The sequence below is a fragment of the Moraxella cuniculi DSM 21768 genome, assembly GCF_900156515.1.
Taxonomy (GTDB): domain Bacteria; phylum Pseudomonadota; class Gammaproteobacteria; order Pseudomonadales; family Moraxellaceae; genus Moraxella; species Moraxella cuniculi.
This window is the reverse complement of sequence record NZ_FTNU01000010.1, coordinates 17,523-41,565: the sequence shown is the minus strand read 5'-3', so window position 1 is coordinate 41,565 and position 24,043 is coordinate 17,523. Positions and strand designations below refer to the sequence as shown.

The 24,043-nt window shown below is 43.6% G+C and carries 21 protein-coding genes; 10 read left to right on the top strand and 11 right to left on the bottom strand.

Translation table 11 applies throughout. The features are described from left to right. Positions 1 to 66: 66 nt before the first annotated feature. Complete coding sequence (gene gmk / locus BW928_RS06795) at positions 67 to 696, bottom strand: guanylate kinase (RefSeq protein WP_076555487.1); 630 nt, start codon at positions 694 to 696, stop codon at positions 67 to 69. Between the two features lie 236 nt (positions 697 to 932). Here gmk and ispH point away from each other — a divergent pair, with 236 nt between their 5' ends. Beyond that, positions 933 to 1,874 (top strand): 4-hydroxy-3-methylbut-2-enyl diphosphate reductase, encoded by a 942-nt coding sequence (ispH, locus tag BW928_RS06785; protein ID WP_076555485.1) that lies wholly within the window; start codon positions 933 to 935, stop codon positions 1,872 to 1,874. Next, a complete protein-coding gene (recJ, locus tag BW928_RS06780) occupies positions 1,874 to 3,631 on the top strand; it encodes a single-stranded-DNA-specific exonuclease RecJ (protein WP_076555484.1) in 1,758 nt (585 codons plus the stop codon). The genes ispH and recJ overlap by 1 nt, the downstream gene beginning before the upstream one ends. 275 nt (positions 3,632 to 3,906) lie before the next feature. On the opposite strand, the gene BW928_RS06770 is transcribed toward recJ, so the two are convergent. Continuing rightward, positions 3,907 to 4,551: a trimeric intracellular cation channel family protein gene (locus BW928_RS06770; RefSeq protein ID WP_076555482.1), complete on the bottom strand. Its 645-nt coding sequence runs from the start codon at positions 4,549 to 4,551 to the stop codon at positions 3,907 to 3,909. A 24-nt stretch (positions 4,552 to 4,575) separates the two neighbouring features. Next, positions 4,576 to 5,298 carry a 7-carboxy-7-deazaguanine synthase QueE gene (queE, locus tag BW928_RS06765; RefSeq protein WP_076555481.1) on the bottom strand — a complete coding sequence of 241 codons (723 nt, stop codon included), beginning with the start codon at positions 5,296 to 5,298 and terminating at the stop codon, positions 4,576 to 4,578. A 698-nt stretch (positions 5,299 to 5,996) separates the two neighbouring features. Between queE and BW928_RS06755 the strand changes: the two genes are divergently transcribed. The 4 genes from BW928_RS06755 to BW928_RS06735 all read left to right on the top strand — a co-directional run bounded on the left by BW928_RS06755 (position 5,997) and on the right by BW928_RS06735 (position 13,603). Beyond that, a complete protein-coding gene (locus BW928_RS06755) occupies positions 5,997 to 7,361 on the top strand; it encodes a diaminobutyrate--2-oxoglutarate transaminase (RefSeq protein WP_076555479.1) in 1,365 nt (454 codons plus the stop codon). Between the two features lie 442 nt (positions 7,362 to 7,803). After that, on the top strand, positions 7,804 to 9,378 hold the full coding sequence (locus tag BW928_RS06745) for a site-specific DNA-methyltransferase (RefSeq protein WP_078310085.1): 1,575 nt from the start codon (positions 7,804 to 7,806) through the stop codon (positions 9,376 to 9,378). 19 nt (positions 9,379 to 9,397) lie between these two features. After that, positions 9,398 to 11,998, top strand: a complete 2,601-nt coding sequence (locus tag BW928_RS06740; RefSeq protein ID WP_076555476.1) for a restriction endonuclease — start codon at positions 9,398 to 9,400, stop codon at positions 11,996 to 11,998. A 57-nt stretch (positions 11,999 to 12,055) separates the two neighbouring features. Continuing rightward, a complete protein-coding gene (locus tag BW928_RS06735; RefSeq protein ID WP_076555475.1) occupies positions 12,056 to 13,603 on the top strand; it encodes a pyridoxal phosphate-dependent decarboxylase family protein in 1,548 nt (515 codons plus the stop codon). A gap of 158 nt (positions 13,604 to 13,761) precedes the next feature. On the opposite strand, the gene uvrC is transcribed toward BW928_RS06735, so the two are convergent. After that, positions 13,762 to 15,600, bottom strand: a complete 1,839-nt coding sequence (gene uvrC, locus BW928_RS06730) for an excinuclease ABC subunit UvrC (RefSeq protein ID WP_078310087.1) — start codon at positions 15,598 to 15,600, stop codon at positions 13,762 to 13,764. Positions 15,601 to 15,740: 140 nt separating this feature from the next. Here uvrC and BW928_RS06725 point away from each other — a divergent pair, with 140 nt between their 5' ends. Beyond that, positions 15,741 to 16,262: a DUF4442 domain-containing protein gene (locus tag BW928_RS06725; RefSeq protein ID WP_076555473.1), complete on the top strand. Its 522-nt coding sequence runs from the start codon at positions 15,741 to 15,743 to the stop codon at positions 16,260 to 16,262. 34 nt (positions 16,263 to 16,296) lie between these two features. Here the strand turns inward: BW928_RS06725 and BW928_RS06720 are convergent, their stop codons facing one another. Beyond that, the gene (locus BW928_RS06720; protein ID WP_076555472.1) at positions 16,297 to 16,980 is read right to left on the bottom strand and encodes a phosphoglycolate phosphatase; all 684 of its coding nucleotides are present in this window, start codon (positions 16,978 to 16,980) and stop codon (positions 16,297 to 16,299) included. Between the two features lie 259 nt (positions 16,981 to 17,239). Between BW928_RS06720 and BW928_RS06715 the strand changes: the two genes are divergently transcribed. Beyond that, on the top strand, positions 17,240 to 17,782 hold the full coding sequence (locus BW928_RS06715) for an outer membrane protein (protein ID WP_076555471.1): 543 nt from the start codon (positions 17,240 to 17,242) through the stop codon (positions 17,780 to 17,782). 71 nt (positions 17,783 to 17,853) lie between these two features. Here the strand turns inward: BW928_RS06715 and gluQRS are convergent, their stop codons facing one another. From gluQRS to BW928_RS06685, 6 genes are all read right to left on the bottom strand, one after another. Then, entirely contained in the window at positions 17,854 to 18,777 is a 924-nt protein-coding gene (gluQRS, locus tag BW928_RS06710) for a tRNA glutamyl-Q(34) synthetase GluQRS (protein WP_076555470.1), read from the bottom strand. Positions 18,778 to 18,783: 6 nt separating this feature from the next. After that, positions 18,784 to 19,203 (bottom strand): RNA polymerase-binding protein DksA, encoded by a 420-nt coding sequence (gene dksA / locus BW928_RS06705; protein WP_076555469.1) that lies wholly within the window; start codon positions 19,201 to 19,203, stop codon positions 18,784 to 18,786. A 173-nt stretch (positions 19,204 to 19,376) separates the two neighbouring features. After that, entirely contained in the window at positions 19,377 to 20,195 is an 819-nt protein-coding gene (locus tag BW928_RS06700) for a metallophosphoesterase (RefSeq protein WP_227516566.1), read from the bottom strand. Beyond that, positions 20,192 to 20,995, bottom strand: coding sequence for a metal ABC transporter permease (locus tag BW928_RS06695; protein ID WP_076555468.1), 804 nt, complete (start codon positions 20,993 to 20,995; stop codon positions 20,192 to 20,194). Before BW928_RS06695 ends, BW928_RS06700 begins: the two co-directional genes overlap by 4 nt. Further along, positions 20,992 to 21,756 (bottom strand): metal ABC transporter ATP-binding protein, encoded by a 765-nt coding sequence (locus tag BW928_RS06690; RefSeq protein ID WP_076555467.1) that lies wholly within the window; start codon positions 21,754 to 21,756, stop codon positions 20,992 to 20,994. The genes BW928_RS06695 and BW928_RS06690 overlap by 4 nt, the downstream gene beginning before the upstream one ends. Then, a complete protein-coding gene (locus tag BW928_RS06685) occupies positions 21,740 to 22,261 on the bottom strand; it encodes a Fur family transcriptional regulator (protein ID WP_078310089.1) in 522 nt (173 codons plus the stop codon). Before BW928_RS06685 ends, BW928_RS06690 begins: the two co-directional genes overlap by 17 nt. A gap of 228 nt (positions 22,262 to 22,489) precedes the next feature. Here BW928_RS06685 and BW928_RS06680 point away from each other — a divergent pair, with 228 nt between their 5' ends. Next, positions 22,490 to 23,338, top strand: a complete 849-nt coding sequence (locus tag BW928_RS06680) for a metal ABC transporter substrate-binding protein (protein ID WP_076555466.1) — start codon at positions 22,490 to 22,492, stop codon at positions 23,336 to 23,338. Positions 23,339 to 23,467: 129 nt separating this feature from the next. After that, complete coding sequence (locus BW928_RS06675; RefSeq protein WP_076555465.1) at positions 23,468 to 23,866, top strand: ATP synthase subunit I; 399 nt, start codon at positions 23,468 to 23,470, stop codon at positions 23,864 to 23,866. The last annotated feature ends 177 nt before the right edge of the window (positions 23,867 to 24,043 follow it).

Sequence of the window (24,043 nt, the reverse complement as noted above, 5' to 3'; positions counted from 1 at the left end):
TAAATTGCTTATTATAACAAGATTTTTGGCGATTTTTAAGCGATTTTTGCGACTTTGGACAATTTATTATGGATTGGCATCGCCAAGCAAATTTGCCAACAGCTGTGCCTGTCTGCCTTGCTGGGTGGCTGTGCGTAATCGAGTGGCTTTGATGATGGTTTGTAGGTCTGACAGTGCCAGCTCAAATTCATCATTGATGACCAGATAGTCAAACTTGTCATATTGCTTCATTTCGGTCAGTGATCCTGCCAGTCGCTTTTCGATGACTTCTGGGCTGTCTTGTCCACGACCTGATAGCCGTGTACGCAATGCCTCACGACTTGGAGGTAGGATAAAAATCATCACCGCTTCGGCAAACTTATCTTTGATTTGTAACGCTCCTTGCCAATCAATCTCCAAGATAACATCACGACCTTGCTCAAGCAGTGTCTGCACCGCTTGTTTTGAGGTGCCATAATAATTGTCAAAAACTTGTGCATATTCCAAAAATGCCGCCTGCTCTATCAGATTGCAAAATTCATCGGTGCTGACAAAATGATAATGCACGCCATCAATCTCGCCTGCTCTGGGATTTCGTGTGGTGTGAGAGATGCTGACCGTTAGATTATCAGTGCTGGCGAGTAGCTCTTTGACTAGGCTGGTTTTGCCTGTGCCTGATGCGGCGGTGATGATAAAAAGTTTGCCTAATGTTGCCATAATATGCCTTTTTTGATGTGGTTTGGTGGCAAATGATTCATTTGCTTATTGATAGGTTTGGTTATTTTAGCATAAGTTTGTATCACCTGCCATCGCCAAAGCCTTGATGGGTATGGCAAATTGCAGGCGTGATGGCTTGATTGGGTATCAAACTTGGGGCTGATTTTGGCAAGTAGGGCGGATTTTTTGTGAAATTTTTGGTAAAATTGGCAGGATATTGTTAAGAGATGATAATTATGCAAATTTTGCTTGCCAATCCACGAGGTTTTTGTGCTGGGGTGGATCGTGCCATCGCCATTGTTAATGAGGCGTTGCGTCGTTTTAGCCCACCGATTTATGTGCGTCATGAAGTGGTGCATAATAAGTTTGTGGTGGAGGATTTGGCACGCCGTGGTGCGGTTTTTGTTGAAGAATTGGACGAAGTGCCTGATGGGGCGATTGTGATTTTTTCGGCACATGGCGTGTCTCGTGCGGTCGAAGATGAGGCGGCACGGCGAGATTTGACAGTATTTGATGCCACCTGTCCACTGGTTACCAAGGTGCATATTGAGGTGGGTAAATTTGCCAAAGAAGGCATGGATGCAATTTTAATCGGTCATGCAGGACACCCTGAAGTTGAAGGAACAATGGGGCGATTTGATGAATCTTTTGGCGGGAGGATTCATTTGGTTGAAGATGTAGACGATGTGGCTCGGCTTGATTTTGCCAAAGATAAACAGCTTGCCTTTGTTACCCAGACGACGCTATCAATGGACGATACGGCAAATATCATTGATGCACTAAAGGACAAATTCCCCCAAATCAATGCACCACGCAAAGATGATATTTGTTATGCCACCCAAAATCGCCAAGATGCCGTCAAGCTACTTGCCGAGCAATGCGAGGTGGTGCTGGTGGTCGGCAGTCCGAATTCTAGCAACTCAAACCGTTTGCGTGAGCTTGCCGAACGCATGGGGCGGCGTGCTTATTTGATTGACAATGCCGAGCAGATGGATAGGGCGTGGTTTGATGATGTAGCATTTGTTGGGGTAACGGCGGGTGCTTCGGCACCTGAGATTTTAATTGAGCAAGTCTTAGAAACTTTGCAGTCATGGGGGGCGAACGCTCCTGTTGAGCTGTCAGGCATTGATGAAAATGTTACCTTCAGCCTGCCAAAATCGCTAACAAGGGCAAGCTGATGACGCGTTTGACACTAAGCCCTAGACTGACCGAGACGCTGGCAGAATCACTGGCCCAGGCGGTGGGTTATCGTTCGCTGGCTCGTGTGCTACAGGCACGCAAGGTGGCTGATGTGGCTGATTTGACCGTTGGTGTATCTGCCCTATTGCCTGCGGCGGATTTATTGGGTATTGATGATGCGGTGTCGCTGATTGATGCAGCGATTGATCGTGGCGATAATATTTTAATCATCGGTGATTTTGATTGTGATGGGGCGACCAGCACGGCATTGATGATGCGTGTGCTTAGGCAGATGGGCGCTGTGGTTGATTTTTTGGTGCCTGACCGTTTTAAATTCGGCTATGGCTTGACACCAGAAATTGTTGATTATGGCGTACAACTGTATCAACCAAAACTTATCATCACGGTGGATAATGGCATCTCAAGCCATGAAGGTGTTGCACGGGCTCATCAGCTCGGTGTACAGGTAGTGATTACTGACCATCATTTGACCACCAAGCCATCACCGCCTGCCGATGCCGTGGTTAATCCCAATCAGCTGGGCTGTTCATTTGCCAGCAAGTCGCTTGTGGGCGTGGGTGTGGCGTTTTATGTGATGGGCAGGCTTGCCAAGCATCGCCGCAATCAAGGTAAGTCGACTGATAATGTGGCACGATATTTGGACTTGGTGGCATTGGGAACGGTGGCGGATTTGGGCGTGTTTGATCGCAACAACCGCATTTTGGTAACGCATGGCTTGGCACGCATTCGTGAGGGCAAATGTGTGCTTGGGATTTTGGCGATACTTGAGCAGGCAGGGCGTTCGTACCAGACGATGGGCAGTGAGGATTTTGGTTTTGCCATTGCACCACGCATTAATGCCGCTGGGCGTATGGACAATATGCGTATCGGTGTTGAGTGCTTATTGGCAGATGACTGGGGTGAGGCTCATCGCTTGGCAATGGAGCTAAACAGATTAAACCAAGCTCGCCGCACCGTTGAGATCAGCATGAAAGATGAAGCGGTTGCAATCATTGATACGCTGCAATTGGACAGCAAGCAAACACGGGCAACGGTGCTGTATCAGGACAATTGGCATCAAGGGGTGATAGGCATTGTTGCAGGCAGGCTAAAAGAAAAACTCTATCGCCCCAGCATTGTCTTTGCACCTGCCGATACACAGGCGACCGCTGATGATGATTTGATTAAGGGTTCTGCTCGTTCAATCGCTGGTGTGCATATCCGAGATGTGATTGAAGCGGTGGCAATTGCCAATCCAACGCTCATCGAGCATTTTGGCGGTCATGCGATGGCGGCAGGTTTGACGATTAAAAAGGCAAATTTTGAACCTTTTGCCAAAGCCTTTTTGGAGCAGATGGCGACTTTTGATGAGGCGATATTTTGCGAGCAAAAATTTACCGATGGTGAGCTTGAGCCTAATGAATTTAGCCTACAATTTGCCGATACGCTAAAAAACATCAGCGTCTGGGGCAATGGTTTTTTGCCCCCTGTGTTTGATGGTGAATTTGTGGTGATGAACCATCGGATACTCAAGGATAAGCACCTAAAACTCACCTTAAAATTGGCAGGCGTGCAGTACCCGATTGATGCGATTTGGTTTAATTATCAGCCAAAAAATTGGGACTATCGGGCAAGCTCTGTGCATATCCTATACACGCTGGATATTAATCAGTGGCAAGGCGGTCAAAGCCTACAGCTGGTGATTAAAGATTTGGCAGTGGTACAGATTGCAGCCTTGCAGCAGGGTGTCTATTAGCTTTGGGCTTGTTGCAAGCGGTCAAGATTGGCATCATTTGCCCTATTTTGGCGGTCTGTATCGGCAAATCAAGCATTTGGTTTTATAAACTGCCCATACAATCCAAGACAGGGCGGCTGATGGGCTGTTTGCCAAAAGTGGCTGCACCAATTTGCCACAAGCTTGGATTGATAACTGCTTAATCTGCCAAAATGCTTGTTGATTGTTTATTGGGATATGGCTTAAACTGTCGAAGTTGGACTGCTGAAATTACAAAACCTGACCGCGGCGTGTGGCTATTTGTTGGTTGATTTTCTAAGCTCAATGGAGGGTAAATGCCAATCAAATCGCACCGCCAGCATACGAATGACAAAAATGCTGGTCAATGCCACGCTTTGTTTTATCCAATCATCAACACTAAAGCTGCCAAGCCCTAGATATAGACAAGAGCCAATGATGCTGGCACTGATGTAAATTTCTTTTTGTAGCACTAGGGGGATTTCGTTACAAATCATATCACGCATAATGCCACCTGCGATGCTTGTCAGCACTGCCATCATCACCGCCACCAACGGACTTGCTCCCACAGATAACGCAACTGTCAACCCAATGACGCTAAACGCCGCCAAGCCAATGGCATCAAACAACTTTAAGATACCGACAATATCACGATGGCGATGAAAGAACATTTGGCACAAGATGGAAGTTGTGGTGATGACAAAAACATAATTCAAATCAATCATCCAAAACAGCGGATGGCGATCAAGCATGACATCACGAATCGTGCCACCGCCGATGGCTCCGACCATTGATACCAAAATACAGCCAAACAAATCAAACCGCTTGTACATGGCAAGTGTCGTACCAGCGATGGCACAGGCAATGATGCCGATCATATCCAGCAGATAAATCAACAGATTGGTGTCAAAAGTTATCGGCATATTCTCTCCGTGCCAGCTGGTGGATTATTTGCCCTTGGCATCTGCCCAGATGATTTTGTGCAGCTGCAAGCCAAATCGCACAGGCAACCCATCAGCCAAAATCCACTCTGCCAAATCGGTAGCAAGCGTTGGTGCATTGCCATGATTTTCATGAATATTAAACATGGGCGATAGCCAAACTGTGCCAACCAACTCATGCAGGCGGTGTGTGGCGATGATTTGCTTTGCCCATTGATAATCCTTGCGATCGGCAATGACGATTTTAATTTGGTCATGGCGACCCAGATGGTGTAGGTTTTCCCAAAGATTTTTGTCCATTTCGCCCGATGATGGGGTTTTTAGATCCATGACTTTGGAGACGGCGGCAGGCACTTCGGCAACCGATAATGCCCCTGCGGTCTCAAGAGAAATCTCATACCCTTTGTCAAGCAGCAGCTGCATCAGAGCGATGGCATTGGGCTGAGCCAGTGGTTCACCACCAGTAATGCAGACACGCTGGCAGGGATATTTGGCGATATAATCAGCAATCCCTTCAAGCGTCCAACGCTCACCGCCTGTAAATGAATAAGTCGTATCACAATAAACACAGCGTAACGGACAGCCTGTCAGCCGAATAAAAATAGTCGGCAATCCTGAGCTTAACGCCTCACCTTGCAGAGAATAAAAAATCTCGGTCAGCTTCAGCCCTGCCTGTGGGTCAGTGGTGGGGATTTTGGTGTTGCGTAGGGCGGTTTGTTTGGTATTCACGATGTTTGTCTTTGCTTGGCTATGTAAAATATATTATTGTACCAAACATCGGCACAGATGGCGAATTATCTTGATTGTTAAGCCTGTTGGGCTGGTTGTTAATTTTATCAATCAAGTCTTTTTACGCATTGCAGACAAGGCGGCGATGATTGGCAGTGCTAAAAATTTGGCATTTGCAGAAAATTAAGAACATGGGAGTTGTCTGAATCTATGGGGATAAGCATTGGGCTTGGTTAAGTTTGGCTTGCGTTTTATGGCGTTGTCATTGAATGCGTTGCCCAAGATTGGCAAAAACGCCTTTACTTTTTTCAAAAAGCGTGTATCATAGCCCTTGCGATTTGCTCTTGCCAAGTCAGCAAAAACTGAACAAATTTAAGTAAATTTAATCCGTCATGATTTTGCAATGGCGTTGTGCTATATTGACAAGTGTCAGATGGATTTCAAAAAAGGTTTTAAGATAGCCAAAAATAGACAAAGATAGTAAGTTTGCTGCTTTATAAAAAGCAGATAACCCAATATCAAACTCCTTGCCGTGGTGTGCCACTGAGTTTGTCTGCCATTTTTATTTGGATAATTTATATTATCTAATAAATCTTAAAACCTATACTTAAGTATAGGTTTTTTTGTCCAGCACAATGACCATGCCGATTTTGGCGGTTGTGCTTTTTTTCAACCCTTATCTGAGATGGTAATCCGATATGAGCGTTCACACCCCTGTAACTGCTGCTGCAAATGCAACCAATGACTACTATTTGACCCGCCAAGACAAGATGGAGTCAAATGTCCGCAGCTATCCTCGCAAACTACCCTTAGCAATCGCCCAAGCACAAGGCTGCTGGGTAACTGATGTCGAGGGCAATGAGTATCTTGACTGCTTGGCAGGTGCAGGTACTTTGGCACTTGGTCATAATCACCCAGCCACCACCAGTGCAATCAAGGCTGTGCTAGACAGCGGTTTGCCATTGCATACTTTGGATATTACCACGCCTATTAAAGATGCGTTTACCGAAAAACTGTTGTCATTTTTTCCAGAAAATTTTGTTTTGCAATTTTGTGGCCCGACAGGTGCCGATGGTACCGAAGCTGCGATAAAACTTGCCAAAACTTATACAGGGCGTGATAATGTCATCGCCTTTAGTGGTGGCTATCATGGCATGACGCATGGTTCGCTTGCCATGACGGGCAATCTGTCCGCCAAAGAAAAAGTCGGCAATCTGATGGCAGGCGTGCAGTTTATGCCATATCCGCACGAGTATCGCTGCCCCTTGGGTCTGGGCGGTGAAGCTGGCGTTGATGCCTTGACTTACTATTTTGAAAACTTTATCGAAGATGTGGAAAGTGGTGTGGTCAAACCTGCTGCGGTTATCTTAGAAGCCATTCAAGGCGAAGGCGGTGTTGTCCCTGCTCCAAAAAAATGGCTCCAAAAAGTGCGTGAAGTTACCGCCAAGCACGACATTGTGCTTATCCTAGACGAAGTGCAGGCAGGCTTTGCTCGCTCTGGCAAGATGTTTGCCTTTGAACATGCCGAAATTATCCCTGATGTTGTCGTTATGTCCAAGGCGGTGGGCGGTGGTTTGCCATTGTGCGTGCTTGCCATTAATAAAAAGTTTGACGCATGGTCGCCAGCAGGGCATACTGGCACATTCCGTGGCAATCAGCTGGCGATGGCGGCAGGTTACAATGTCCTAGAAGAAATCACCAAGAATAATCTGGCGGAGAACTCGCGCATTCAAGGCGAGTTTTTACGCAGTGAACTAAACCGTCTGTCCGAAACATACGGCTGTATCGGTCATGTGCGTGGTCGTGGCTTGATGACAGGCATTGAGATTGTTGATGAGCGTCAGCCTGCCGATCATATGGGATCATATCCTGCCGATAGTGTTTTGGCGGCAGCTATCCAAAAAGCGTGCTTTGATAACAAGCTGCTGCTTGAGCGTGGCGGTCGTGGTGGTACGGTGGTGCGTCTACTTTGCCCGATTACCATTACTACGGACGAGTGCCAAGAGGTCATCGCACGCTTTACTAAGGCTGTCAGCGAAGCATTGCAAGCGGTGCGTGCGTAGTAAATTTTGGTTATTTAAAATAAAGGCGTACCAATTGGTGCGTCTTTGTTTTTTAATATATTTACTATTATAAAAAATTTGTTAAAATAAAAGATTTTACTTGACACACTCTCACGGAAATCGCAAAATGAACCAACCAACCAACCAACCAACCAACCAACCAACCAACCAACCAACCAACCAACCAACCAACCAACCAACCAACAGCCTAAAAACTGCCCATAATAGCGACTTTTTTGGTGAAAAATTAACCAAACTTCGTCAAATCCTGCCCGAAATATTCTCTGAACACGCCCTAGATCTAGACAAACTAAAAACCCTACTGGGTGAACACATCGCAAGCAACGAACGCTACGGCTTAAATTGGGCGGGTAAATCGGCCGCCTATCAAGCCCTACAACGCCCCACTTACAACACATTAGCCCCTTGTCCTGATGAGAGTGTGGATTTTGATACCACGCAAAACATTTTTATTGAAAGTGATAATCTAGAAGCCCTAAAAATATTACAAAAATCCTATGCAGGCAAAATCAAAATGATATATATTGACCCGCCTTATAATACGGGCAATGACTTTATTTATCATGATGATTTTAGCCAAAGCAAAAAAGACTATGAAATCGCCACAGGCGATAGAGACATTAACGGACAATTATTAAAATCCTTTAAAAAGAACAGCAAAGACAACGGACACTATCACAGCAATTGGCTCAATATGATGTTGCCAAGATTGCATTTGGCTCATACTTTGCTTACCGATGACGGCGTGATTTTTATCAGCATTGACGACAATGAACAGGCGCAATTAAAGTTGCTGTGTGATGAAGTGTTTGGGGGAGAGAATTTTGTGGCGGACTTTATTTGGAATAATAAATATACTGTATCAAATGATACTGATGTTTCTTATCAACACGAACATATTATTTGCTTTTGTAAAAATAGAGATATTTTTGAATTAAATTTATTACCAAGAACAGAAAAACAAAACAAAAGTTATAAAAATAAAGATAATGATCCAAAAGGTGCGTGGAAACCTACCTCAATTCACGCAAGAAGTGGCTCGGCAAATAATATATATGAAATTGAATTTCCAAATGGAATTAAATGGACTGCACCAGTTGGGCGTTATCCAAGATATTCAAAAGATACTTTGATGGAATTATATCATCAAGGGGCATTGTATTTTAATAAGAATGGTGGTGTAGATAGAAAGACATATTTAAGTGAAGTAAGGCAAGGTGTAACTTGTGGTACATTATGGAATTATGATGAAGTTGGACATTCTCACGGAAATAATGAAGAGTTTTCAGAAATTATTGGTAAAGGGATCTTTAATGATCCAAAAGGCACAAAATTATTAAAAAGAATTATCGGATTGAGTTCCAATAAAAACTCTACTATCCTAGACTTTTTCGCAGGTTCTGCCACCACCGCCCACGCCGTCATGCAATTAAATGCGGAAGATAACGGCAATCGTCAATTTATTATGGTGCAACTGCCAGAACTTACCGATGAAAAAAGTGAAGCCCACAAAGCAGGTTTCGCCAATATCGCCGAAATCGCCAAAGAACGCATTCGCCGTGCAGGGGCAAAAATCAAAGCCGAAAATCCCGATAAAAACCTTGATACAGGATTTAAAGTTTTTAAATTAACGGGCAGTAATTTTAAAACATGGCAAATTGACGATGATAATGCTATTGCCGAGCAGTTGGAAATGTACATCAATCCCCTAAAAGACAATGCCAAAGAAATAGACATTGTCTATGAATTGCTATTAAAAATGGGGTTGAAATTAACAGCAACTATTGAGTTTAAAGATGGCGTTTATTGGCTAAATTGTGAAAATAAATCGTACGCCATCGTACTAAATACACTATCCCAAGACGATTTTAATGCCATTATCACCAAAAAACCAAGCAAAACCGTTGTGTTGGACAAAGCATTTTTAAACGACAGCGAAAAATCCAATGTGATTTTACAATTTAAAGATGCCAATCTTAATTTTGAAAGTATTTAATGATAGGGAGGGGTAAGTGATGCAAATTCAATATGAGCATTTGGACTATCAACAACAGGCGATTTTTAGTGTTGTGGATTTATTCCGAGGTGAAATCACGCACCATCAAGATGAGTTTAGCTTATCAGATAAAGACAATATGCGTGTGATTGCCAATGAATTATTATTATCCGATGATGATATTTTCAATAATTTAAAAAATATCCAAGAGCAAAATCAGCTTGCTTCGTCCGATAAATTGGATAATTTATATTTTAGTGTAGAAATGGAAACAGGCACGGGCAAAACTTTTGTGTATTTAAATACCATTTTTGAGCTTTATCAACGCCATGGCTGGCGAAAATTTATCATCGTTGTGCCAAGTGTTGCTATTCGTGAGGGCGTATTGCAAACCTTAAACAGCACAAAAGGCTATTTTAAAGAGAAATTTAATTCGCCAATTTATCATTATTATGAATACAGTGGGAAGAAAACCAATGTATTAAAACATTTTGCGACAAGTACAAATATTGAAATTTTGGTGATAAATATTCAATCGTTTGAAAAAGAAAGTAATATTATCAATCAAGAGCGAGAAAATGGTATGTTAATGGATTTGATTCAAGCAACGAATCCAATCATCATTATCGATGAACCACAAAATATCAGCAGTGATAAACGAAAAAATGCCATTGATAATTTAAATCCATTATTCACGGTTGGGTATTCGGCAACGCATAAAGAAATTATCAATAAAGTATACAGCCTAAATCCTGTGCAAGCCTTTGAAAAGAATTTGGTAAAACAAATTGTTGTTAATTCGGTAATATCACAAGATAAAAACAATGCCTTTATTGAGCTAAGAGAAGTGGTGAATAGAAGCGGATTAAAAGCCAGAATAATGCTTGATATTAATGAAACAGAGAGATTACAAAGAAGGTCTGTTACAGTAAAAATGGGCGATGATTTATATGATAAATCACAACAAAATCCCAATTATCAACGATTTATAGTTACAGGTATTGATTTAGAAAACAAAAAAGTTAAATTTTCTAATGGCATAGAAATTACCGCTGGCGTGAATTTGGATTATCTAAAAGATGACATTGCAAAACAGCAAATTCACGCTACGATCAAAGCCCATCTACAGCGTGAAAAACAATTAAATCCATTGGGCATTAAAGTATTGTCGCTCTTTTTTATTGATAAAGTGGAAAATTATCGTCAAAATGGTAAATTCTATCTATGGTTTGAAGAACTTTATCCAATTGTATATAAAGAAGTTTTTCAAGAAATATATGATGGAGATGCCAACAAAATACACGATGGTTATTTTAGTCAAGATAGAAAAGATAAGCATTTAAAAACAGATAAATCCAAAGAAGAAGCAACTTATAATTTAATTATGAAAGATAAAGAGCGGCTATTGTCTTTTGATAATGAAGTTCGTTTTATTTTTAGCCATTCAGCATTAAAAGAAGGTTGGGATAATCCCAATGTTTTTCAAATTTGTACCTTAAATGAGACCACATCTACGATTAAAAAACGCCAAGAAATTGGGCGAGGTTTGCGATTGTGCGTCAATCAGCAAGGCGAGAGAGTTTATGATGAAACAATCAATATCTTGACCGTCATTCCCAATGAAAGTTATGAAGTTTTTGCGGAAAAACTACAACAAGAATATGTTGATGATTGCGGTATTAAATTTGAAAAATCACACCTTAAAAATGCCAAAAATGAGCGTACGGTAACTTATCGTTATGACGCATTTACCGATCCTTTATTTGTGGAAATTTGGCAAAAAATACGCCAAAAAACCAGCTATCGTGTGAAATTTGATAGCGATGAATTGATTAAATCGGCAAGTCAAGCATTAAATCAAATGTCAGAGATTATTAAGCCAAAAATTGAAATTAAAAAAGCACGACTGATTCAAAATAGCGACAAGGGCGTGCAAGCAGAAGAGATTTATTCAGATTATCAATATTTGGATAAACAATTTGCGATACCTGATATTTTAAAATTTCTACAAAATAAAACGGGATTAACTCGCCAAACTTTGGTAAAGATTTTAAAACAATCTGAAAGAATTAACGATATTAGGAATAATCCGCAACGCTTTCTTGAAATTGTAGCAGGCATCATTAATCGCCAGTTGCAATCATTGATGATAAATGGCATTCAATACGAGCGGCTTAATGATATGTATGAACAAGGTTTATTTGAAACTTATCAAATTTATACCAATGAATATACTTTTGATGTGAATAAAACACAAAAAACCATTTATAATGGTGTATTGGATTTGGATTCAAAAACCGAACATCAATTTGCCACCGATTGTGAAAATTACGATGAGCAAGTGGCGTTTTATTTTAAATTGCCCAAAAAATTTAAAATCCCAACCCCGATTGGTAATTATAATCCAGATTGGGCGGTTGTTATCAATAAAAATAGTGAGCAGGTTTATTTTATTGCTGAAACCAAAAATACAGGCAATAATGTTCAAGATAGTGTGGTTTTGGACGAATTACGGCAAAAAGAGCAATTTAAAATCACCTGTGCCCAAAAGTATTGTAAGCTTGTTAATGGTATTGACCATGAAGTGGTGCAAAAGGTTGATGAATTAATCCAAAAATAATGAGCCATTTGGCAAAATATGCTACAATGGGGCAATTTTTATTTTTAGGAAAAGTCAATGACGACACTTGCCCACCACCGTCAAGCCCTACTTTGCAATGACAAGAAGTCCATTGCCGACTATGAACAAGCGATGAATCAAGCCGTGCAAGCAGTATCGGCATGGCTGCAAGATGACAAAATGTACACAGGTGGCAGCATTAAGCAGCTTCGCTCACAAATCAGCTTTTGTCCACAAAAAGACGGTTTGGGCGTACAAAAGTCGCTTGATCGCCTTGTGGAACTGTTTTTGAACAAAAGCCTAAAAGTCCATCATCCGCATTCGCTTGCTCATTTGCATTGTCCAACGATGGTAACCTCACAAATTGCCGAAGTACTGATTAACGCAACCAATCAATCCATGGATTCATGGGATCAGTCGCCAGCTGGCTCTTTGATGGAGGTGCAGCTGATTGATTGGTTACGCCAAAAGGTCGGCTATGGTGCTGGTACGGCAGGCGTGTTTACTTCTGGCGGCACGCAGTCAAATTTGATGGGCGTATTATTGGCTCGGGATTGGTGCATTGCCAAAAACTGGCAAAATGCAGATGGTGCAGAATGGTCGGTGCAAAAAGACGGCATTCCGCCTGATGCCATGCAAAAGGTAAAAGTCATCTGCTCAGAAAATGCTCATTTTTCGGTACAAAAAAACATGGCGATGATGGGCATGGGGTTTCAATCAGTGGTTACTGTGCCTGTCAATGACAATGCCCAAATAGATACTATCGCCCTTGCCAACACAATGCAGGCATTAAAAGACGAAGGCAAGATTGTCGCTTGTGTCGTGGCAACCGCAGGGACAACGGATGCAGGGGCGATTGATGACCTAAAAAAAGTGCGTGAATTGACCCAAAAATTTGGTGCATGGATGCACATTGATGCGGCGTGGGGCGGAGCATTATTATTATCCAATGATTATCGCGATATGCTTGATGGCATTGAGCTGTCTGATTCGGTAACGCTGGATTTTCATAAGCACTTTTTCCAAAGCATTTCATGCGGTGCGTTTTTGTTAAAAGACGAGCAAAATTATCGCTTTATGCATTATGAGGCAGAATATTTAAACTCTGCTTATGATGAAGAGCATGGCGTACCAAATCTTGTATCCAAATCGCTACAAACCACCCGCCGTTTTGATGCGTTGAAGCTGTGGATGACGATAGAAGCCCTAGGCGAAGAATTATACGGTTCAATGATTGATCATGGCGTAAGGCTCACTCGCCAAGTGGCGGATTATATCAAGGCAACGGACGGCTTGGAATTGCTTGTTGAGCCACAATTTGCCTCTGTGCTGTTTCGTGTCGTGCCGCAAGGCTATCCTTCTGACTTGATAGACAGCCTAAATCAAAATGTCGCCGATGAGTTATTTGCTCGTGGTGAGGCAAATATTGGCGTTACGCGTGTGATTGACAGTCACCAAAATGTACAATCTTTAAAAATGACGACTTTAAGCCCAATTGCCACGCTTGAAAATGTCCAAGCCTTGCTTGCTCAAGTGTTGGCAGAAGCAGATCGGATTAAAGATGATATTAAAAATGGGTCATATACACCACCGATTGATTATTAATCTATTAACCAAAACCCCTGATTGTAAGGGGTTTTGTTTTGGCGGTGGCAAACTTAGCAATTGATAAATGCTTGCCAAGCCACGGCATTGTAGAAATTTTTGCCAACTTGTCTTATGGATAATTGTTCATGATTGGTATGATTGGCATGATGGCATGGCTAGGTGTGCAAGGCTTTGTAGATGGTGGCTGCCAAGGTTTTACCAATGCCTTTGACATGGGCGATTTCTTCTTGCGAGGCACCGATGAGCTGCGTAATGCCACCAAAATGATTCAGCAAATCCCTGCGGCGTTTTGGTCCAAGGTTGGGAATGACCTCAAGCACTGAGCCTGCACGCTTTTTGTCGCGTTTTTTGCGATGGGCGGTGATGGCGAAGCGATGTGCCTCATCACGAATCTGCATAATAAGATGCAGTGCCTTGTTATCAGCAGGCAAATCAAGCGGCTCATGATGGATAAAGTGCAAGACCTCAAGCCCTGCCTTGCGACCTTCGCCTTTGGCAACGCCGACCAGCAGCGTGTCGTCAAGTTTGCCAAGCTCTACCAAGACCTCTTTGGCAATGCCCAATTGTCCCTTGCCACCATCAATCAGCAACAAATCAGGCAATGGCTGTTTGCTGTAGCGGCGTGTTAGCACTTGTCGCATGGCAGCATAGTCATCACCTGCGGTAATGTCATGAATGGCATACTGGCGATAATCTCGCTTGCGAACCCCGCCACGGTCAAACACCACACAAGAGCCGATGGCAGCCTCGCCCATCGTATGACTGATGTCAAAGCATTCAATGCGGTGCAGCACCCGATTGCTGACAGGGGTCAATATTTGCTCTAGGGCAAAAAAGCGAGCTTGTAGCTCTTCGCTGTCTTTTAATTTGGCAGCAAGGGCGTTGTCGGCGTTTAGTTTGGCAATATTTAGCCAGTCATCACGATGGGTGCTGACACGGTGCTTAAAGGTGGTACGCTTGGCGAACTGCTCATATAACAAGTCGGACAGCGTTTTGGTATGCTCAAGCTCTACCGAGCTGATGATTTCACTTGGCAAATCATCACTGACCTGAAAATAAAACGACAACAAAAATTCCGCCAAGCGTTCGCTGATGGTCTTATTATCAAGATTAACATCATCAACAAAATAATTTTTGCCACCGAGTACCTGTCCACCACGCACAGTCAAAATATGCACCACTGCCATGCCAGCTTGGGCTGCGATGGCAAAAACATCCGCCTCACCTTGCAGGCGAAATACCGCTTGTTTGGCTTGTAGATTGCTGATCATGCTTAGGCGGTCTCGATAAAATGCCGCCTGCTCAAAATTCAGCTCATTGGCGGCAGCTTCCATTTTTTCGACCAATAACTGCTGCATATCGGCGGCATTGCCTTGCAAAAATGACAAGGCAGCAGCGACATCGTCCTGATATTGCTCTTGGCTGACAAGATTGACGCAGGGGGCTTTGCAGCGTTTGATTTGGTATTCAAGACAAGGACGCACCGCTTGAGCAAAAAAGCTGTTGCTGCAACTTCTTAGCATAAACAACCGCTGCATCAATAGCAGAGCTTCTTTGGCACTGTGTGCTGATGGATATGGGCCAAAAAAACGCCCCTGCACATGATTGCCCTTGCCACGACCATAACTTAGGCGAGGGTATTTGTCGGTGCTGATGTATATGTACAGATAGGATTTATCATCTCTTAAGATAATATTATAAGGCGGCTTGTGATTTTTAATAAGATTTTGCTCTAACAGCAGGGCTTCGGTTTCGCTGCGAGTGATGATAATTTCAATATTATCAATGCGTTGTACCAAAGCCTGTGTTTTGGCGTGCTCAATGGTTTTGGCAAAATAACTGCCAACGCGGCTTTTTAGCGATTTTGCTTTGCCAACATACAAAATCCCACCTGATTTATCAAGCATTTTATAGACACCGGGCAGGTTGGGCAGGGTTTGCACAAGTTGCTTTAGCTCGGTTTTTTTGTCGTGGGCGTGGTGCGGTGATTTCATATCTTGTGGCATATTTGTCAATTGATGGCGGATTGTTATCTATTGAGCAATCTTGCCATCGTGTTGGCTGATTGCTGATAATTTGCTTTATTTTAGCGTATATCTGTGGCAAAATGGTATTTTTCAAGTAGGAGAGTGCTGTGTTTCGTCATGCCAAAACCAAATTTGACAAACTTATCAAAGAAGGTAAAAAAACAACGCATTCACAACTGCTGCCACTGGCCATCAAAAATCGCCTAAATACCTACTCGCCCTTGGTTGGTGCAGGGATTCGCATTAAGACGGTGGATTTGGATAATGGTTTGTGCGTTGTTACTTTGCCGCTGACTCGGCTGAATCGATACACAGGCGGCATTCAGTTCTCAGGCAGTGTCATGATGCTGACCGAGCCGCTGCTAAGGGTGCTATTGACGCACCGCTTGGGCAAAAATTATACCGTGCAGGACAAGTCCATGCAGGTAGAATTTTTTGGTGATATTTATGGCGATATCACGGCACGAGTTAGGCTGGATACCGAGCAGTTGCTTGAGATTATTGAGCAGGTTGCTACAGAAGGGGAAATTCAGCGAGTATTTTGCATTGATATCACTGACAATCACCAAAAAGTTGTAGCAAGGGTAACAAGAACCTTTGTTATCGCCTTAAAAAATAAACCAGTTTAGCTTTGGCTTGCTGTTCGCCAGAAGGCAAGAGCTATCAAACTGTCTTTGTCAATAAATCTTCCACATAGGCGACAAGTTCAGCAAAATTGCCAAAGATGGCATCGGGCTTGCTAAGCTGTATTGGCTCGCCATGATTATAGCCATAATCAAACGCCAGCGTCATCATGCCAGCAGCACGCCCTGCGATGATGTCGTTTTTTGAATCACCAACCATGATGCTTTGTGCTACAGGGATTTGTAGCGTCTGGCATAGGTGCAGCAGTGGGGCAGGGTCTGGTTTTTTGGTGGGCAAATCATCACCACCAAGCACCCCAGCAAAGGTATGTTGCCAGCCGAATTTTGCCAAAATTGTCGGCAGATAGCGAGCTGGTTTGTTGGTGCATAGAGCAAGCGTGATGCCAAGATTGGCAAGTGTTTTTAGACCTTCTTGCACGCCTTGATAGCAGGTGGTTTGTTCGGTTAGACACAGTGCATATTCTGCCAAAAATAACTCATGGGCATGATGGATTTGCTGGTTATTAAAGTTGGTATCGGCCAATGCCCGCTCGGTGAGTTTATAAGAGCCATTACCCACCCAGCTTGTGATGATGGCAGGTGCAATCGGCGGCAGATTGAGGCGTTGTCGCATGCGGTTTGTTGCTGTTGCCAAATCTATGGCACTGTCAATAAGCGTGCCATCAAGGTCAAAGATAATCAAGCGTTTGGCGGAAGTGGTCATCTAAGCAAATCTCCAAGGCGTATTGGTGCTATTGTAGCACAATTGCGATGGTTGCTGTATGTTGGCTGTGAGAATTGGGCTTGGTGCGGTACATTTTGGCAACTTGGTTAAGAATTGCTTGATAATTTGGATAAATTCCCCCAAAATTTTGCAAAACTTTACATAACCGCTATCAAACTGCTACCATGAGTATGAAATATTTTGTTACTATAATGACCATCACTTGGGGTAAAAACCCAATCAACACAGGAGAACAACGATGAAAACCGTAAAAACACTATTGGCACTTACCGCCGCTTCATTGCTTAGCGTTGGTGCAAATGCCGCCATCAGCTATGGCTCATCACCAGATGCACAGCCCTATGTTGGCGTAAAAGCAGGCATGATTGATGCCGATCAAATTTCGGGCAAGATGGCAGCTTATGGCTTGTATGCAGGTTATAATTTTGACCAAAACTTTGGGGCAGAGGCGGAACTGGTTCGCTCAAGCTCAAAAGACTTTCAGGTCAATAATTCATCACGACAAGGCGAAGTAAAAACCATGGGCATCTATGGCACTTATCGCTATAATTTTGTCAATACACCGTTTTATGCCAAAGGCAAATTGGGCATCGCCAGAACAGAGGTTGATGTCGAAGGTCGCAATGGCTCAAGCTACACCAGCAATGTCCAATCTACAGGCTTGGCAGGCGGTGTTGGTGCAGGCTTTAAGGTGAATAGCAACATTGGCGTAGAAGCCAGCTATAACTACTTGTCAGACGATGCCAGTATGCTTGGCGTGGGTGCTCACCTTGCCTTTTAAGCCACACTGTGGATAATTGACACAGATTTTTGCCAAAAACCCTTTGATGATATCAAGGGGTTTTTCTTTTATCAGGTATGCACCACGCCCAGAGAACTTTTGTGCTGCAAGGGTTTATTATCCCAATGTTCAATGGCAAAGGATAAAATCTCGTGGCAACTGGCATCGTATAGTTGTGGGTTGATTTTTTGACCAAGCAATGCCAGAGCTTGTAATAATAACTCGTTGGGGCGGCTGGTGTCGATGGGCGTGGCAAGGTTTTGTTTGGAAAGCTTCTGACCATCTGGATTATAAAGCAGGGGCAAATGATAAAAATAGCTCGGCTTTGGCAGTTGGCACATATCAAGCAGTTGCAGCTGAGCAACAGTCATTGGCATGATATCCAGCCCACGCATGATGTGGCTGATGTTTTGTAAGCCGTCATCAATGGTGCAGGCAAGGATATAATTAATCATCTGGTTTTGTCGCTTTAGCACAACATCGCCCAGACTGATGGCAGGATTGTCCCACACAACCCCTTGTAGCCCATCAACAAAAGCGGTGGCGACATTAGGCAGCTGTAGGCGAATTTTGCTGTCTTTGTGAGCCTTGTCCAGTTGGCGATGCAGGCACAAACGAGGATAGACAACAGGGGAATTTAGGGCGTGTTGCACGGCATGAGCGGTGCGATAGGCATCAAGCTGTTTGCGTGAGCAGTGGCAGGCATAGCTGACATTTGCCAATTCATTGTGCAAAAAATCTTCATATATCGCTCTGCGTGCCGACTGGTAGATCACCTCTGCGTCCCAGTGCAGACCCAGAGCCTCCAAGTCGTATAAGATACTGCTGGCATAGCTGTCTTTGCAGCGTTCAAAATCAATATCTTCGATACGCACAAGCCATTTGCCGCCCAGTGATTTTATGTGGCAATAACTGGCAACGGCAGTGGTTAGCGACCCTAAGTGCAGATGGTGTGTGGGCGATGGTGCAAATCGCCCAATCGGCGAGGCCGTCATGGTGGATTATTGACCGTGTGTTTGTTTTTCTTTGATTTCTGAGAGGGTTTTGCAGTCAATGCACTGCGTAGCGGTTGGGCGAGCTTCTAGGCGACGCAAACCGATTTCTGTGCCACAAGTTTCGCAAAAGCCATAATCGCCCGTTTCGATATCTGCCAAAGATTTTTCAATTTTGCGGATTAATTTGCGTTCACGGTCGCGGGTACGCAATGCCAGTGCAAATTCTTCTTCTTGGGTGGCACGATCGTTAATGTCTGGCATGGCATTGGTTTCTTCATGAATGTAGGTTTTGGTACGCTCTGCCTCGGTAACCAATTCATCACGCCAGTTTTTTAAAATCGTGCGAAAATGTGCCAATTGCTTATCCGACATATAGTCTTCATCGGTGGCGGGTTGATAGGGGGTAAAAGTGGTTGAATCTGTCATTCCTTGTTATCCTTATCACAATGGCATTGCATTTTCGCTGATTGCAAATGCCAGTTGGCAAAAAATGCACTTACTGTATCAAAAAATACCCAAAATAGCCAATGTTAATTTGTAATTTATGAAAAAATTAGCAAGAAAATTGGCAAACAATCAACATTTGGCAAAATGGGCGACTAATTATCAAGACTTTTTATGTAACTTACCAGTCGGCTTGTGCTGTCAATGTGTATCACACGAAACCCTGCCGATGCCGTCTTGTCAATGGTAAAATCATGAGCAAAAGGCAAAAATTGGCGATCGGTTGAAGGGCAGCTAAGCAGTTGTACGCGGTGATTTTTCAAAGGGTGCAATTGATGAACCTGATGCACATGACCACAGACAATGGTATGTACATGGGGGTGCTGCTCAATAATTTGCCAAAATGCTTGATGATTGCTCAGCATATACGCATCAATCCATGCCGAACCAACAGCCTGTGGGTGGTGGTGCAGGGCGATGATGGTAGGCATGGGGTGTTGTGCCAAACTGCTCTGTAGCCAAGCCAGCGTATCTTGCGATAACGCACCGTGCGTACAGCCAGCCAGACTGGAATTAAGCAATAAAATTTGCCAGTTTATGTCATCAAGGGCAAGTCGATGGCAGTCAAGCAGTCGCTTATCGGCAGTAAGGGGCAGGTGCAGTCGCTGATGATAGGGCAGACCTGTGCCGATTTCGTGAGTAACATCGTGATTGCCTGCGATGGCAAAATGGGCAATGCCTGTATTTTTTAATTGCAAAAATAACCAATCATAGGCATCGCTATTGCCATCATTTACCAAATCACCTGTCAATAAAATAAGCTGTGGCTGTAATTTGACAACCGCCTCAAGTGCTTGCAGGGTGCTTTGGTAGCTGGGCGATTTACCAATACTGCCTGTCAAATGCAGATCCGACAGTTGTACAAGTGTCATCTGCTGATGGGTGGGCTGCTTGGCGGATTGGTGTGGTTTCATGCGTTTTTTTGGTTAAGTTTACTGATGATAAAAGCGGCAAAAAATCCCAGTGCCAGCACCAGCACGATGGCAAGCCCTGTTTGGATATCAAGCCAAACACTGCCCCAGATGCCAGCACTGACACCGATTTGGGCAAAAATAATGGCAAATAGTGCCATTTGCGTGGGCGATTTGGCAAATAATCTGGCAATCAGTGCAGGCAAAATTAACAAACCGCTGATGAGCAAACTACCCACCGCTTGTAGTGCCACTGTACAAAATCCCGCCAACAATCCCATAAAAAATAATTGCTGTCGCACTCGGCTAATGCCTGCAATTTGTGCCAGTGGTTCTGAAGTGGCAAGTTTGATTTGTGCTTGCCAAATATAGCACAGCACACCCAAGCCAATCACGCTTAGGCAGGCAAGTTTTGGCAAATCGCTCCAGTCCACATCAAGCAAATTGCCAAATAAAAATCCCAAAACATTTGCCTGCTGCTGGGTGAGTTGTGTAAAGGTCAGCAGCCCGAAACACAAAAGTGTCGCAGATAGTACTGCAAGCACGGCATCTGTAGGCAGGCGATTGTCATTAACAGCGGTCATGGCTAAGATAACAACAAGGCTAATCAGCCCCATGCCTAGGTCGGCAGGCAGACCAAGCCAAGCCGCCAAGGCAATGCCAAATAATGCTCCGTGAGCCAAAGTATCAGCAAAAAACGCCAAGCGTCGCCACAGCACCAGACAGCCCAAAGGAGCAGATAGCAGGGCGATAAATACGCCTGCAATCCACGCAGGGGCAATGATGGGCAGCCACTGGCTCATGGGTGTTCCTTATGTGTGCTGTGTTGGCAGGTTGCTTGATGATTGCATTGATTGTGCTGATGAAAATAGGGTGCATGATGCCCAAAAAGTTGCACAAACTCTGGCGTGATGGCAACTTGACTGGGCTTGCCTTGGCAGCAGATATGTTTATTGAGACAAATGACCCGTTTTGAGCCTTTCATCACCCAATGCAGATCGTGCGAAACAACCAAAAGACTGCACTGCAAAAATACAGGCAGATTGTCCAAAAAATGATACAGCCAATTTTCGCTATCAGGATCAAGCCCTTGCATTGGTTCATCAAGAATCAGCAGCTGTGGCTTGTCAAGAAAGGCACGAGCCATCAGCACTCGCTGCATTTCACCACCAGATAAATGATGCAATTGCTTATCAAGCAAGGGGGTGATGGACAGGGTATCATACAGCGTGCTTTTTTCTTCGGTGCAAAGCTGTTTTGCTTTGGATTGAGCGAGCAAATCCATCACCCTCAATGGCAGAATGCTTGGCACGGAGAATTTTTGTGGCACATAGCCGACATTTTTGGCATGGCTTTGGATTTTGCCACTGGTTGGCTTGATTAAGCCCAAAATCAGCTTAACCAGCGTAGATTTGCCCGCACCATTTGGGCCTATCAGACTGACTGTTTCATTGGGATAAATATTCATGCTGATATCGCGTAGCAGCTGTTTGTCGCCAACACGATAGCTGACTTTATCAAGCGTTAGCATGCTGTCGTTTTGGTCGTCATTTTTGGCAATCATGACAAAAACCCATCAGTTCAATCACGCTTGCTGTTACGGCAAATTTGGCATCAGCAGCAGCAAAATCAACCAAGCTCTCCATTGGGGCATTGCTGCACTCTTCTACTTTTTTGCATGATTGACAGATTAAAAATGCTGCAATATGACTGTCTCGTGGGTGGCAACATGGCACATAGGCATTGATGGAATTAAGATGATGAATCAGCCCTTCTTCACGCAAAAAATCCAGCGAGCGATAGATGGTTGGTGCTGCGATATTTTTTTGTTTTTTGCTGGCGTTTTTTTGGCGTTCGTGCCGCAGTGCATCGAGCAAATCATAAGCACCCATTGGCCTGTCTGCTTGGATAATCACTTGGTATATTTCTTGTCGCAATGGGGTAAAGCGGACACTGCGTTCAAGGCAATGTGATTTTGCACTGGCGAGTCGTTCTGCCAAATCGCCCCCAGCAACATTGTGCTGGTGGTGTTGGTGATCTTGCTTGTGGGCGGTATGTGGAATTTGCATAATGTATTCTTGCTAATGGTTGATAGTTGGCATTTTACCGCCATGAGCATACAACTGCAAGTATTGATAAGAAATAGCTGCAAATTTTTCATGGGCTTATCTTTTGATGAGAGCATGGCAAATTATTACAATTATTGATAAGTCATGCAAAGTGGCATGACAAATTGATACATTATAACATTTTGATATTTTATGGTATAATGTATCAATTTATATCGAGTGAAATTTATGAAGCATGCACGCTTATTATTGTTAATATTGCCATTGGTGATTTGGTTTGGCACAGTGCCTGCATTGGCAGGTGTGGTCAGTGTTAGCAATTATCCGCTGGCACTGCTTAGCCATGAAGTTACCAAGGGCAAGCATGATGCACAGCTATTATTAGAAGGTGGTGATGCAGGCCATCATGGTACGCTGTCGCCAAGCAAGATTAGGCTGATTGAGGACAGTGATTATGTGGTGTGGTTTGGGCAATCTCTTGAGCAGAACTTGAGCAAAAATCTACAAACGGCACCCAATGCCATTTCGCTACTGGCGTTTGATGCTTTTTATCGATTGCCTTTACGAAACATTGACGGACTGCCACAAGAAGGCGAAGATGTGCATCTTTGGCTAAATCCCGACAATGCCAAAGCGATTGTGCGAGCGTTGGCAGTGGTGCATGGCTATGCCAACCCAGAATATCGCCACTATTATCAAGAAAATGCCAGAGCTTTTGAACAAAAAATGGATCAGGCGGTGCAGTCGCTTGCTACTACACGAACCGCGAATTATTGGGCGTATCATGATGCTTATCAGTATATTGAACAAGCTGCGGGGCTGAAGTTTGTTGCAGCCTTGACCGCTGACCATCATCTTAGCCCAACTGTCCATCAGCTCAAAAAATTAAGCGAAACCATCTCGCCGACAACCAAATGCCTGATTGCACAGCAGCCAGTTTCGCAAGGTATGCAGAGCAAACTGGGCAAGCCACGCATTGTGGTTGTTCAAGAGGACATGAGTGATACGGCGGCGGATTTTGTGCAGGCGTGGCAGAATATGGTGATGAGTATGCAGCACTGTGCAGGTCTACGATAGGCAGAAGGCTTCTTAGTTGATTTTATGCCATCTGATATATGGCAAGTTTATATTGATTGTTTATCATAAAAACTTTTATAATATTGCCAAATGTGATTCTTTGAACCATCAAGACAAAAGCGACCGTTTATGACCTCTCCTGCCAAGCGTAGCAAGCAAGACCATGTTTATCGCCTACAATATCGCCAAATTTGGGCGGTGCTTGCCAGCATTATTATGGGCTTTGTCATCAGTTGGTGGCAACAAGATGCTGGTTTTTTGGTTGCAAAAGGCATGGCAGCGGGCAGTATGCTTGCCTATATCGCACAATATGCTTTTACGCATCTGGCTTATCGCACCACAGGCAGTCGCCATGCAAGACAAATCATGCTCAACACCTATCTTGCCATGGCAACAAAGTGGCTAATTGTAATAGCTGGTTTTGTGCTTATTTTTACAAAACTTGCACCTATCAATGCTTTTGCCACACTGTTTGGCTATATTATCATGCAGGTTGTGCAGTTTTGGAGTTTGTCCTTGCTCAAATAAATCTTAATATAAATTTACAGTTGTGATTATAATATTGATATTTTATAAATTGCTATTTAATTATTTATAAAATATCGTGGCACAAGGGGCATTTTTGCTGGGATTTTGGCGAAATTATGCAATTTCATCATAATTTTTTATAATTTTTGGTAATAAAATGCACTTTTGCTCTTTACA